Here is a 14,278-nt window from a genome sequence, read left to right as displayed (position 1 = left end):
ACTCTTCTCCTGTGGTAATGGCGGTGCTCTTTCCGTCTATGGTGATACGGCAGAGAATGGCGGTGTTGCCGTCTGCCCTTGTTTTCTGTCTGTTGATATAGAACAGTATCTTGAATGTACTTCTCATTGTCTTGGTGGTTTGAAGTTAATTAAATGAATAGATAAGAAATCAAATGACTTAATAAGGATTAGATAGCCAACTGCATCTCTTCGGTGAAAGAAAGGAAACGGTCGAATTCCTCAAAGAGTTTCTGTGGCGTTACCTTTGCATAACGCTCGGTCATGCTCACGTTGGAATGTCCCAGCATCTTACTCACGGTCTCAATAGGTACACCCTGTTCAAGCGTGATGAATGTGGCAAAGGTGTGCCTTGCCGTATGTGTGGTAAAAGGAAACGAGATGCCTGCACGAAGCCGCAGGGCTTTCAAATAAGATTGGTAAGTGGCATATCCCATGAAAGGGAGCAATGTTTCCCTTTCATCGCTGTGGAGCTTCTCCATCAGCCGTATGGCTTCGGGCAGCAGTTTGACACGACAAGGCACACCTGTCTTCTGACGGTTGAACTTCAGCCAAAGGCAACCCTCATCATCACGCACAAGATGGGACTTGTTCAGTTCCATCAAATCGCAATATGCAGCACCTGTATAACAGGCAAAGAGGAAAATATCCCTTGCCGTTTCCATTTCCTCCTCCAAGTCCTCAAATTGAAGAGTCTTTAACTTCTCAAATGCCCCTCTGTCAAGTGCTTTGGGCAGTCTCTTGTCGCCCTTGCTAATTTTGGCTTTGTCAAATAGAAGTACATCAGCCAATCCCTCACGGTAAGCCAACCTGCATACCGTCTTCAAATGCGTGGCTGCATTATAGAATGTGCTTTCTTGAAAACCGCACTCACCTAAGAAATACTGCCCAAACTCATAGATAAAGTTCTCTGTGAGCTGTGAGAAAGCCAAGTCTGTCACCTTGTATTTCCGTTGAATAAACTTCTGCAAATGAATTCGGGTAGAGTGATAGCCGTGTATGGCTCCTTCCTTGATGTCTATACCAACATGGCTTTCCTTCTCCTTAATGAGCATATCCAGCCTTTCAATGAGCATGCATCGTGTCTGTACGCTCCCTTGGAACAGCTCTTTCACATCGGCTGCATCAAATAGGCAACCTTTGGATAGCAGAGATTGATAAGCCGACTGAACAGACAACAGCAGATTTTCCAATTTACCGTTTATCTCCACCGCCTCACGACTCTTACCATCCATTCTGCTCTCTCGTGGATTCCACAAGTCGGGGTTGCAGGAGAGTTTACAACTGAACTGTGCAATACTCCTTCCAAGTGTAATACGCCCCATGATGGGAGCCTTGCCCGACTTGTCAAGACCGCTCTTTTTGAGGTAGAGCAACACCTTCATTTTCTCTTGTTTCATACGCTTTAATTTTTATGGGCAAAGTTACCCGAATTAAAGCGTTCCTCACTTATGCAGAAAACTGCCGACCGCAGCAACAGCCACACGAGCGAAAATAATTCAGTTACCGAACATTACTTCATCGTTACCTATCTCAAAATCAGGTAATGCTTTGGTAACTGAACTTCTGCCTAAATCTGCATATTCCTGCCCTTTTTGAAAAGAGCACTTCTACGCAAATCGTTTCGTTTCTTCCTCATTATCAGTCAGTTTACACCAACTTCGATTTTTCTTCCTTTTCAAGGATTAGTTGCAGCAGAAAACCTCATCTTTTGTGGGACAAAAGATGAGGTTTTACTCATAAAAAGTTGATGTTTTATAGGGTAAAAGGTCATATCCTCTTAACACTCTTATTATTAAACAATTACAAACACAACAAGATGGCAAGTAACGCACAGTAGTGTATATCTTTTTTACCTACCCAGAAATTTTTATTATGAGCATGTTTTTTAGCTAAAAGCAGTTTTGCAGAGTATGAATAAATTGTATTATTTTAAATGTTAATTCCCTTTTTACATCGCTACATATAATAAAATAAAAGTATCTTTGCACCTTATTAAATAGCATTAAGCATTATACAATGAAAATATTTACTAAGGTTGCACATATTTTCTATAGCGTATTAACCCCTATTAGGGCTAATAGATCTTTTTTTATTTTTATGTATCTGCTTGGCATTTTAGTAGCTTATGAGGAATTGCCTGTTAACAATCCAAACACAAAAGTATACGACAACTTAATACCTGAATTGTTTCTTGATTTATATTTGGTTAGCTTGTTCCTTATGGTCTTTAAGCGACAAATACGACGATGGGTACGATTGGTCTTATATTTTATGGCATATAGTATTAGCTTAATAGATCTATTTTGCTGGGAAAAGTTTCAAACCACTATAAACCCTTCAATACTTTTGCTTATAGGTGAAACTAATAGTAAAGAAGCTAATGAATTTTTATCAAGTTATATTTCTATAGATATTCTTTTCTCTGGAATAGGTTGGATATTAATACTAATACTTATTAACATTATAACAGGGCTTTTCCCTTTTATAAAACGGCATCTTAGTATCTTTAGAAAAATAAAAAAAAGGGATTCTATACACTGCTTTAAGATTATAAAGAATAAAAAAAGTTTGCTTTTTATAAAAACTTTTAGTGGACTGATATGCACCTTTTTCCTTATTTTTTCTGCTATTTCTTCAGCTCATAATAAAGAGATGATGTATCGCATATTCTCACTTCACACTATAGGGGCAGTGGAACACGAAATGAGTTTATATCAAAGACAGCCAGGGAAAGAAACGCAATTTTACATACCACCTTACCGCTTAGCCTTCGCTATATTCTCAAACAAATTAGCCTCTCATCAGATAAGCCAGCTTATAGCAACTAAAGGAAAAGTATGGGTTGATAGTTGTTCTTACACATCACCTAACATCATACTTATTATTGGCGAGAGCTATAGTAAGCATCACTCACACCAGTATGGCTATTTCATGCCTACAACTCCTCACCAAGAGGCTTTGCAAAAACAAGGCTTACTAACACCTTTTAGTGATGTAGTATCACCTTATAATCTAACAAGTTTTGTTTTTAAAAATATCTTTTCACTACAAGTTGTTGGGGATAAAAAAGATTGGTGCGATTACCCTCTCTTTCCTGAGGTTTTCCGTAAGGCAGGTTATCATGTAACATTCATTACTAATCAGTTTTTACCTCGTGCTAAGCAAGCTGTTTACGATTTTAGTGGGGGCTTTTTTCTTAATCACCCAGAGCTATCTAATGCCATGTTCGATAACAGGAATAGCAGATTATATAAATATGATGCAGGGTTATTACACGACTACGATTGCTTTCAGAAGCAATATAACACTGATCATAATCTTATATTGTTTCATCTTATGGGGCAACATGTTAATTATGAACAACGCACACCAGAAAAAGCAAAACACTTTAAAGCAGATGATTATAAGAATATCCGATATGATTTAAACAAAAAACGCAGAAAGATACTATCCGATTACGATAATGCAGTGTTATACAACGACTCTATTGTGTACCAAATAATAAAACGTTTTCAAGACAAAGACGCTATTATCATTTATATGCCTGATCATGGAGAAGAATGTTATGAAGGAAACCGTGGTTTCATTTGCCGTAACCACTCTGCTGAGATAGATTATAACCTTGCACGCTTTGAGTTTGAAATACCTTTTTGGATATATACATCTCCAGCGTATAAAGCCAAACACCATAATATATATAAACAAATTATAGCAGCAAAAAACAAAAAATTCATGACCGATGCTTTACCTCATATGTTACTTTATTTAGGGGGAATACATACTATATATTATAGAGATAAATATAACATATTAAGCAAAAACTATCAAGAAAATCGTCCAAGAATATTAAAAGGAACTACTGATTACGATAAGTTAGATAGGACAAAAGCTATACGTCAAATACCTTTGCAAAAAAAAAGAAAATAATAAAAAATGAAAAGAGAATTACTTTCACGTACAGAATGTAATGCTTTACGCGGATTAGCCATTATTGGTATCTTTCTACACAATTATTGCCATTGGTTAAATCATATAGTACAAGAAAACGAGTACCAATACTTTTGGCATAACTTTACATGGTTTAACCATGAAATGAGTAAAAATTTCCATTCTCTTACTCTCTTTCATATAATATCGTTCTTTGGTCATTATGGTGTCCCTGTCTTCTTATTCTTATCGGCATACGGCTTATATGTAAAATATGAAGAACCCAATTTTAATAATAAGAAAGAGCCTTCTGCTATATCTTTTATTAAATATCACTGGATAAAACTATTTAGAATGATGATAATAGGTTTTGTAGCTTTTACTATTATAGATGCTATCACACAAGGTCAGCACCGCTACATGCCTTTAGATATAATTGCTCAATTAGGGCTGTTTAACAACTTACTGCCTAATCCTGATGAAATTATTTGGCCAGGACCTTATTGGTATTTTGGATTAATGATGCAAATATATATTGTGTATCGTTTGATACTATATCGTCGTCATTGGGGATATACCGTTGGCTTAATAATTATTTGTGCAGCTCTTCAGATTATGTGCAGCCCTGAAAGCGATGAACTTAATCGCTTAAGGTACAACTTTATAGGAGGAATTTTGCCCTTTGCTTTCGGATTATTATATGCCAAGTTTATGCCACAAGTTTCTAAAAAAACACATATAATTATCTTTATCATATCGCTTTTAGCTATTTATGCTCTTAACATAACTTACTTTACATGGTATCTTATCCCAATATTTGTTTGCATGGCAGCAATAAGTTTTATTAAATTAGTTCATCGTTGTGGACTTTTTATGAATCTTATAGTATGGGTTGGAAACATTTCATCTGCTCTATTTATATGTCATCCCATAACAAGAAAGATATTTATCCCCATTTCAAAAGCAGGAGATTATTGGACGGGGTTAATACTTTATATCATTAGTTCCATTTGCTTAGCATGGTTGTTTAAGGAATTAATGAATAAAATACCTAAACCTAAAATGTAGCTAACATGAAATTTAAGGATATAGAAATAGGAAATATTAGTAGGTTTCGTGGCGAATTAATGGGAGCTGCAATGCTTTTTGTGATACTCTTTCATGTAGGTTTACCACGCGATGATATGTTTTTTGGCTTAAGAAGAATCGGAAATATTGGTGTAGATATATTCCTTTTTCTAAGTGGTATGGGCTTATGGTTCTCATGGACAAGCCACCCTTATATAAAGGATTTCTATTTGCGGCGTATACTTCGTGTATACCCTATGTGGATTATAATGGCAAGTCTGTATTATATACCTGATTTTTTATGCCCTAACATTGTACGCCATGGAGGACATAGCACAAGCATTATAGATTTAATAGGAGATATTACTATTAATTGGGATTTCTGGCTTAACGATGAACTCACCTTCTGGTACATTCCTGCCACTATGATGCTATACCTTGTAACTCCTCTTTATCTAAAGATTATTATAAAGCATCCTATATACAGATGGCTACCTATTGTAATGCTTATGTGGTGTATCTTAGTAGAATACGTTACTCCTATTCATGACATCTTTGGTCATTTAGAAATATTTTGGAGTCGTGTACCTATATATTTTATAGGCATCAATATGGGAGCCGCTGTCAAACGTAAGGAGAAAATGGACGGAGCTGCCGTTTGGATGATACTACTTGTTTTTTTTATGGCTTTAGCTTCCAGTATATTCTTAGAACAGGTAAAACATGGAATGTTCCCTATCTTCTTAGAACGTATGTTATATATCCCTTTAACAGTAACATCTATCTTGATACTTAACCGTGCTTTTAGGCATACTCCAAAATGGTTTAACAACTGCTTTAAGTTTATAGGTATGGTTAGTTTAGAGGCTTATTTAATACATGATCATTTTGTTCTTAGATATTTAGAAGAGTTTCAATGGACTTACTGGATTACCTTTATTGCTACCTTTTCTTTAACAATACCCATTGCATGGATATTCCACACTCTTGTTAGTAAATTAGTAATAACTCCTATAGAAAGATTTATTCGATGAAAGATATTATCAAACTAATACGCCCATATCAATGGATTAAAAATCTAATCGTACTGTTACCTATATTCTTTTCGGGGCAGTTGTTTAATCTTAATGCGCTCTTTGCAGGCTTAATAACTTTTTTTTCATTCTCGTTTGCAGCATCGTCTATCTACTGCTTAAATGATATTATAGATGTAAAAGACGATAGACGGCACCCTGTAAAATGTAAACGACCATTAGCTTCAGGAGCTGTTAGCATTACGTTAGGTTATATTTTAATATTTATTATGTTTGCACTTTCCATGCTAACGCTTTCCTTTCTGCCTGGAGAACATGAAAAAGTATATGGTGTGATAATTGTTTATTGGCTACTCAATATTAGTTACTGCGTTAAATTAAAGCAATTCGCTATTATAGACGTATGTATAGTTGCTTTCGGTTTTGTTTTGAGAATATTAGCAGGAGGCTGGGCTACTAATATTACATTAAGCAAGTGGATAGTATTGATGACTTTCCTTCTAATGTTGTTTCTTGCGTTTGCAAAGCGTAGAGATGATGTTATACGCATGATAAAAACAGGCGAACCTCCTAGACAAAACACAATAAGATATAATATAGACTTTATTAATCAAGCTATAACAATAACGTCAAGTATAACCTTAGTGTGTTATATTATGTACACAGTAAGTGAAGAAACTATAAAACATTTTCATACACAGTACTTATATCTTACAAGTATTTTTGTGTTAGTGGGCATCTTACGTTATATTCAGTTAGCTGTTGTTGATAAAATAAGTGGAGATCCTACCAAGATAATGTTAAAGGATCGGTTTATGCAAATAATAGTATTGCTCTTTGGGCTATCTTTCTTATTTATAATATATTTCCTATAAATGAAACTTTACGCATTCGATTTTGATGGTACCATCACAACAAAGGACACCTTTATAGCATTCATACGTTTTGTAAAAGGTGATCTAAGCACTTTCTTAGGCCTGTTACTTTATGCGCCAATATTAATAATGATGAAGCTTAAACTTTATCCAAATTGGAAAGCAAAACAACAGCTGTTTACTTATTTCTTTAAAGGAATGAATATAAAGGAGTTCAAATTAAAATGTAATGAATTTGCAAGGCACAACAAAACACTTATTCGTCCTCTGGCTTTAATAGAGATACAAAAAGCTTTAAAAGAAGGAGAAAAGGTTATAATAATTACAGCAAGTATAGATATGTGGGTACGTCCTTTTTTTTCTGAACTTGATAAAGATATACGTATAATAGGTACAAAAATAGAAGAAAAAGAAGGAAAAGTAACTGGACACTTTATTACACGCAATTGCTATGGTGCAGAAAAAGTAAATCGCTTAAAAGAGATTATGCCTAATAGAAACAGCTATGAGCTTATATCTTATGGTGATTCACGAGGCGATAAAGAATTATTAGAATATGCAGATAAAGGATATTTTAAGCCATTTAGGAAAAAGTAAATGCAATAAACTTCTCGAAGTAATACGTTTTGGTATAGTAGGGTGCATTGCAGCTTTAATACAATTTATAGTTTACAGGTTAATGATTATATGCGTTAACTCTGAAACGGTATGTGTTATCGTAAGTTATGGCATTAGCTTATGTTTTAATTATATTGCCTCTACAAGATTTACATTTAAGGTAAAGTCATCTTCTAAGAAAGGGGCAGGTTTCCTTCTTTCACATTGTGTAAACATATCACTTCAGGTTATATTTATTCATTTTTTCATTTATATCGGTATTGTAAAGCAAATAGCTCTGATTCCTACTATTCTAATTTGCTTTCCAATAAATTTTCTTTTAGTTCGTTTCTTTTTAAAAAGAAAATAGCATTCGCAAGTTATTTCGTAACTTTGCAATATATATTATACATTATATAATGTCTGCGATAAGTATTTTTAAAATAAAAAAAGAAGAGCGCATTCTGTTTTGCGCCATGTTGTTGGTTTTTATATTCTTTAATGCCTTGCTTATATATAGCCATTATAGTATTTATACTATGGGGGCACACGGCGGATTTTGGTCATTATTTACAAAGAATTTTCGTATGTCTGGTTATGACTGCTGGTCATGGATAACTATCTCTGGTATGCGTATTCACTTTGATACTATTAGGCACCCTCTTTATCTTACATTTCTATATCCTCTTTACTTACTTAATAATAGCCTTATAGACTTATTTGGATATAATTTTGCAGTATATTTTATGGCTGTTATAATAATTTTTTCAGCTATTTATTCCACTATTTTTATATATAGAGTGTTTCGAGAAGTAATGGAGTTAACACAAAAAGAATCTTGCTTACTCACCATTTTCCTTTTTTCATTTGCGCACGTTTTAGTGCCTACAATGGTACCTGACCACTTCATTATATCAATGATGTTCCTTACAATGACTCTTTATATAGTTGGTATAAAAATGAAAAAAAACAAAAATCTAAAACCTTGGCAATCATTTATACTATTATTTTTTACCGCAGGAATGGCTTCTTCAAATGCTGCTAAGACCATATTGGCAGGAATATTTACTAATGGTTGGAAAAAAACATTTCATAAAAAATTTCTTTTTATAGGAATAATCCTGCCTCTTTTAATACTCTTCGGAATAAGACAATATCAATATTATACCTTAGAAGTTCCACAAAAAGAAGTTATAAACAATATAGTAAAGCATAATATGGAAAAAGATGCAGCCAAGACTACTGACCATTTTAACAAACGCAACAAATGGCTTAAGGAACATACAGGTAAGGCTGCCGGCAATGGACCTATTACTAAACTGATAGATATATCAACGCCACGCATAAAAACACTAATAGAAAACTTCTTTGGAGAATCACTTATCCTACATCAAAAATATCTGCTTAAAGATGTATCATGGGATCGTCCCATCTTTGTTACTTATACTCATGCCTATAAATATGCTATAGAATGTGTTATAATTTTAATATTTGTTATAGGATGCATTATTGCTCGCGGTGAGAAATTTTTACAAATGTTATTAACATGGTTTGCCTGCGATATTACTCTTCATATTATTCTTGGCTTTGGCATTAATGAAGTATACATCATGACAGCAGGCTGGGCCTTCATCATACCTATTTCTATAGGATTCTTTCTAAAAAGACTTAATGGTAGATATCGGAACTTTTTACAAGTAACTATTCTCCTACTTACATTATATCTCGCTTTTTATAATTGTTCTCAAATATTCTGTTATAATGCAGTTTCCAACAATATTTAAAATAAAAAAAGAAGAGCGTGTTGCTACCTCTTTTTTCCTTTTATGGCAAATAACACTACACATTATTGTTATTGCTAAGTATTGGCAACTCTTTTCAGTATTTAATGCTAAAACATATCGTAAAGTTGTGCTTAACAATTTTCATATTTCTGGCTTCGACCCGCTAACTTATCTCGTTGTCTCAGATTGGAAATTAGACTTTGATGTTACTCGTCACCCCCTTCTTGCTCCTTTCTATTATCCACTTTATCTTATTAACCACTATATATACTTATCTACTGGTATAAACATCGCACCTATCCTTGTAAGCATAATCTTACTATTTTGTTCAGTTTATGCCTTCATTTTTATGGTACGTATAGGTAAAGATTTGATACATTTACATATTAAAGAAGCTATAATGTTAGGGTATCTTCTCTTTTCTTTTGCTTATGTCATGTTAGCAGCTATTAGCCCAGACCATTTTATAGTATCGCTATTTATAATATTACTCACACTGTATATTAGCGGATGCTGCATAAAGGAAAATCGTCTGTTAAAAAAAAGTATTACTTTTTTATTATTCTTTTTTACAGCGGGGGTTTCTCTTAACAATGGTCTAAAAACTTTTATTGCTAATCTGATTACTAATAAAAAGGCCTTCTTTCGTCCATCTAACCTTCTCTTTGCAATAATTTTGCCTGGCATAATTTTCCTTTATATAGGAAGATGGCAAGATCACAAGTACAAAGATCCAGCAAGAATAGCCAAACGAAAGTTAGAAGCTGCACAAACTAAACGTGAAAAAATAAAACTATATGCTGCCTTTAAAGACACTACAACGATTAAAGGAGGAAAAAGAATAGATAGTTGTTTTAATATTACATGGGAAAAATATCTTAAGCAGAAGAAAAAAAATCGTGATAGAAAACCCATTTTTGCACACACAGGGAAAAAAATGGAACACTTCCCTATGCGGTCTTGGACAGATATTTCTACACCTCGTATTCCTACTCTTATAGAAAATTTCTTTGGTCAAAGCATACAACTACATCAAAAATATGCACTTGGAGATGTATTACGAGACCGACCTATCTTTGTTAAATATGATTGGACCTTAAATTATATTATAGAAGGGGCTATCGTTTTACTCTTTCTTTGTGGTATTTATGCAGGAATTAAACAAAGATTATTATGGATAACACTAACATGCTTTGCACTTGACGTTATTTTATATTTAGGCTTAGGATTCGGTATTAATGAAGTATATATTATGGCTTCAGGCTGGATTTATATAATACCTATAAGCGTGGGATATCTCATTAATCGCTTAAAAGATAAAAGCAGATTACTTGTAACATTATTTATTTCTATACTAACATTATATTTTATAGTGTATAACACTACCGTTTTTCTTATTAACTTTCTATAAACTCAAAAGGAATATGTCTAAATCAGTATCTATTGTAATTTGTACCTATAACGGATCTAAATATCTTTCCCAGCAATTAGATTCTATATTTGCACAAACTTATCCGCTACATGAGGTTATAGTGCAAGACGATGGTTCTACTGATGACACTTGGAATATAATCGAAAAATATGCAAACAAGTTCCCTCAGATGCGCATTTATCGAAATAAAGAAAAACAAGGTATTAATGCTAATTTCCTATCAGCTATGCAACAAGCTACTGGAGACTACATTGCTATTGCCGATCAAGATGATATTTGGGAACATAACAAGATAGAAATACAAATAAAAGCTATTGGTGACAGCTTATTATGCAGTGGGCATAGTAGACCGTTTTCTAATGATAATTCGTTTACTTATTTTGATAATCGACATCGAAATGTAAGCATCTTTCGTATGCTCTTTCTTTGTTTACCTGGACATACATTACTCTTTAAGCGCAAGTTATTATCAATGCTTCCACCTATTAATAATTCTTTTTATAATGTTTCGTTATATGACGCAGCTCTATCTATTACTGCTGCTGCTCATGAAAGTATAATATATGTAGATAAAGTAATAGTAAATTTCAGACGTCATGCAAAAGCTGCTACTTACACTGATTATCATAAGAGTTTGCCATCATGGAGAAATGCTATTACAGAATTAATTTGGAGCTTAAAACATTACCATAAGATGCGCAAAATAGTATTACCCATTTTCAAAGGTAAACTATCCCTAATAGAATATCTTGAGAAGGATATACAAACTGTACAATTACGAGATGCTAAAAAAATAATGTATTTAGAATGCACTGATAATATTCTTTCTCTTGTTCATTTACAAATACTTTTTATAAAACATCATAGAGATCTTTTTCATACAAAAGGTAGCAGTATGATAAAAATACTAAGAGCTATACTTTATCCTTTTATGCAGCTATATATGTACAGAAACATATTCTATAACAAAGATAAATCCTTATGAAATAAAATTCGCAGATTATTAGCTTTACTTAATAATCTACGAATATTCCAAATCTTTACTTTATAAATATTAATCTTATTTTTATTTCACTATATCAGTAGAGTCTAACATATGTGTAGGATCTAATATAGCATCAAGTTTCTCCTTTGTAAGGAGCTTATGTTTTAATACAAGATCATAAACAGAGCCACCTGTTAATAGAGCCTCCTTTGCTATCTTTGTGGAATTTTTATATCCAATATATGGATTAAGTGCTGTAACAATACCTATAGAATGCTTTACCATTTCAAGAGTACGTTCCTGATTTACAGTAATGCCATCAATACATAGTTCACGAAGAGTATCCATTGCATTAGGCAACCAAGTTAAATCTTCCATAAGACATTCGGTAATGATAGGCTCCATCACATTTAATTGCAACTGACCAGCTTCTGCTGCAATCATTACAGTAGTATCATTACCTATAATCTTAAAGCAGGTCTGATTTGTAACTTCAGGTATAACAGGATTTACCTTACCTGGCATAATAGAAGATCCTGGAGCCATTGGAGGAAGATTTATTTCATTAAATCCACATCTTGGGCCTGAAGCCAACAAACGAAGGTCATTACAAATCTTTGAAAGTTTTACCGCAAGACGTTTTAAAGCTGAACTATAGCTTACATAAGCACCTGTGTCTGGAGTAGCTTCTATGAGATTATGCCCAGCAATAAAGTTCTCTCCTGTAGCCTTACTAAGATAGTCTGCACATATTTTAGGGAAACCTGGAGCAGCATTTAAACCTGTTCCTATGGCTGTCCCTCCCATATTTATTTCAAGTAAAAGATCTACATTACGCTTTAAATTAGCAATTTCTTCTTCTAAATTATCAGCAAAAGCATTAAACTCTTGTCCTGCAGTCATTGGAACAGCATCCTGTAACTGAGTACGCCCCATCTTTATAACATTCTTAAATTCTTCCCCTTTTTTGCGGAAAGCCTCTATTAACAGAGTTAAAGATTTTACTAAATTCTTATTCATTCTAATAAAGGCGTACCTTATAGCTGTAGGATATACATCATTGGTGGATTGTCCACAATTAACATCATCATTAGGAGAACAATGTTTATAATCTGCCTTATCGTATCCCATAATTTCTAAAGCACGATTAGCAATAACCTCATTAGCATTCATATTAACAGATGTTCCTGCACCTCCTTGCACCATATCGGTAATAAAGTTATTATGATGCTTACCTGCTATTATTTCTTTACAAGCCTCTATTATAGCCTTTCCTACCTTGGGGTCTATTTGTCCAAGCTGAATATTAGTTTGTGCTGCAGCTAATTTTACGTATGCTATAGAAATAACATACTCAGGATAATCACACATACGCTTACGCGATATGTGATAGTTATTAACAGCACGTTGTGTTTGTACACCATAAAGAACATTTTCTGGCACTTGTAACTCACCTAAAAGATCGCTCTCTGTACGAAATTTCTGCTCGCAGTTATTCATTTTATTTGTCATATCTTTTTTTATTTATATATCTCGTGAAATTATAAGAGATAATTAGTTTAACTATACTTTTTATTATTTATTATTATCAATAATCTTTGGTATAATAATTAATATCAAAATTATTATAAAAAGAGTAACTTCGGTTGTAGTAAAAATAGTATCATAGTCATAAACAAAAAGAACATTATTAAAAATTACTTTCACAAAAGTACCTAAATAATAATCATAGCATTATATTATAGCATATCTTTTTATGCGTATTAACATTATTTTACCATATCAAAATTATTGATACAGTTTCTTTTTATACTGATATAATTTACCTTTATTACAATAATATACCTACAACATGCTTTTTTTGGTAAAAGATATAATAAAGTTCAGAAATAATAAGTAATTTTGTTGTATGTTTTGTAAGAAAGTATTTTATATATTAATATGGCTGATAGGTATATTTTCTTCATCGGCTTTAGCACAAGATCATATTAATCCAGAGGACAGAGTAGTGGATATGAACTCTCCTACATTTGTCCCAATGGTGCATATTGGCAAGATAAAGATGGGAAAAGATAGCATTCAATATGTCAAAACTAATAATATTTATATATTTCCATCAATGGAATTTAGGAATAAAAAAGAGCAAATGGCATATAACCGCTTAGTGTATAATATAAAGAAAACTCTCCCTATTGCAAAAGAATGTAATCAGCTTATTTTAGAGACAGGTGCTTATATAGAAACTATTCCAAATAAAAAAGAACGTTCAGAACACTTAAAGAAGGTAGAGAAAGAGATTTGGGAAACTTATAAACCTCGCATGAAAAAGCTTACTTTCACACAAGGCAAGTTACTCATAAAACTTGTAGATAGAGAATGTAATTCTACTTCTTATGATATAGTAAAGGCTTTTCTTGGTCCTGTTCGTGCAGGGTTTTATCAAGCCTTTGCGTGGACGTTTGGAAGTAGTCTGAAGAAGCGTTATGACCCTAAAGGAGCCGATCGCCTTGTGGAACGTATTGTGTTACAAGTAGAGGCTGGTCAGTTATAGTTCG

The 14,278-nt window shown here is 33.2% G+C and carries 12 protein-coding genes and 1 pseudogene; 10 read left to right on the top strand and 3 right to left on the bottom strand.

The window, feature by feature from the left end; all coding sequences use genetic code 11:
• Both AC1DCD_RS03965 and AC1DCD_RS03960 read right to left on the bottom strand, forming a co-directional pair.
• A pseudogene (locus AC1DCD_RS03965) lies at positions 1-127 on the bottom strand (site-specific integrase); the annotation flags it as partial.
• A 61-nt stretch (positions 128-188) separates the two neighbouring features.
• Positions 189-1,418 (bottom strand): site-specific integrase, encoded by a 1,230-nt coding sequence (locus AC1DCD_RS03960; protein WP_008446638.1) that lies wholly within the window; start codon positions 1,416-1,418, stop codon positions 189-191.
• A gap of 619 nt (positions 1,419-2,037) precedes the next feature.
• Here AC1DCD_RS03960 and AC1DCD_RS03955 point away from each other — a divergent pair.
• The 9 genes from AC1DCD_RS03955 to AC1DCD_RS03915 are packed head-to-tail and all read left to right on the top strand — an operon-like array spanning position 2,038 to position 11,723.
• Positions 2,038-3,948: a phosphoethanolamine transferase gene (locus AC1DCD_RS03955; RefSeq protein WP_464639562.1), complete on the top strand. Its 1,911-nt coding sequence runs from the start codon at positions 2,038-2,040 to the stop codon at positions 3,946-3,948.
• A 6-nt stretch (positions 3,949-3,954) separates the two neighbouring features.
• Positions 3,955-5,016, top strand: coding sequence for an acyltransferase family protein (locus AC1DCD_RS03950; protein WP_464639560.1), 1,062 nt, complete (start codon positions 3,955-3,957; stop codon positions 5,014-5,016).
• Between the two features lie 5 nt (positions 5,017-5,021).
• A complete protein-coding gene (locus AC1DCD_RS03945; RefSeq protein ID WP_036853746.1) occupies positions 5,022-6,050 on the top strand; it encodes an acyltransferase family protein in 1,029 nt (342 codons plus the stop codon).
• Positions 6,047-6,925: a decaprenyl-phosphate phosphoribosyltransferase gene (locus AC1DCD_RS03940; RefSeq protein WP_008447087.1), complete on the top strand. Its 879-nt coding sequence runs from the start codon at positions 6,047-6,049 to the stop codon at positions 6,923-6,925. The genes AC1DCD_RS03945 and AC1DCD_RS03940 overlap by 4 nt, the downstream gene beginning before the upstream one ends.
• On the top strand, positions 6,926-7,522 hold the full coding sequence (locus AC1DCD_RS03935; RefSeq protein WP_464639558.1) for an HAD-IB family hydrolase: 597 nt from the start codon (positions 6,926-6,928) through the stop codon (positions 7,520-7,522).
• The gene (locus tag AC1DCD_RS03930; RefSeq protein WP_039863945.1) at positions 7,482-7,892 is read left to right on the top strand and encodes a GtrA family protein; all 411 of its coding nucleotides are present in this window, start codon (positions 7,482-7,484) and stop codon (positions 7,890-7,892) included. Before AC1DCD_RS03935 ends, AC1DCD_RS03930 begins: the two co-directional genes overlap by 41 nt.
• A gap of 49 nt (positions 7,893-7,941) precedes the next feature.
• The gene (locus AC1DCD_RS03925; RefSeq protein ID WP_464639556.1) at positions 7,942-9,306 is read left to right on the top strand and encodes a DUF6080 domain-containing protein; all 1,365 of its coding nucleotides are present in this window, start codon (positions 7,942-7,944) and stop codon (positions 9,304-9,306) included.
• Entirely contained in the window at positions 9,284-10,717 is a 1,434-nt protein-coding gene (locus AC1DCD_RS03920) for a DUF6080 domain-containing protein (protein ID WP_464639554.1), read from the top strand. The genes AC1DCD_RS03925 and AC1DCD_RS03920 overlap by 23 nt, the downstream gene beginning before the upstream one ends.
• A gap of 13 nt (positions 10,718-10,730) precedes the next feature.
• Positions 10,731-11,723: a glycosyltransferase gene (locus AC1DCD_RS03915; RefSeq protein ID WP_464639552.1), complete on the top strand. Its 993-nt coding sequence runs from the start codon at positions 10,731-10,733 to the stop codon at positions 11,721-11,723.
• An 81-nt stretch (positions 11,724-11,804) separates the two neighbouring features.
• Here the strand turns inward: AC1DCD_RS03915 and AC1DCD_RS03910 are convergent, their stop codons facing one another.
• Positions 11,805-13,235, bottom strand: a complete 1,431-nt coding sequence (locus tag AC1DCD_RS03910; RefSeq protein WP_036853730.1) for an aspartate ammonia-lyase — start codon at positions 13,233-13,235, stop codon at positions 11,805-11,807.
• A 397-nt stretch (positions 13,236-13,632) separates the two neighbouring features.
• Between AC1DCD_RS03910 and AC1DCD_RS03905 the strand changes: the two genes are divergently transcribed.
• Entirely contained in the window at positions 13,633-14,274 is a 642-nt protein-coding gene (locus AC1DCD_RS03905) for a DUF4294 domain-containing protein (protein ID WP_008447079.1), read from the top strand.
• Positions 14,275-14,278 lie beyond the last annotated feature (4 nt).

It is taken from the genome of Prevotella sp. C0209C1 (assembly GCF_056583855.1).
Note: the sequence above shows the minus strand (reverse complement) of the source record. Positions and strands in the feature narration are given on the sequence as shown.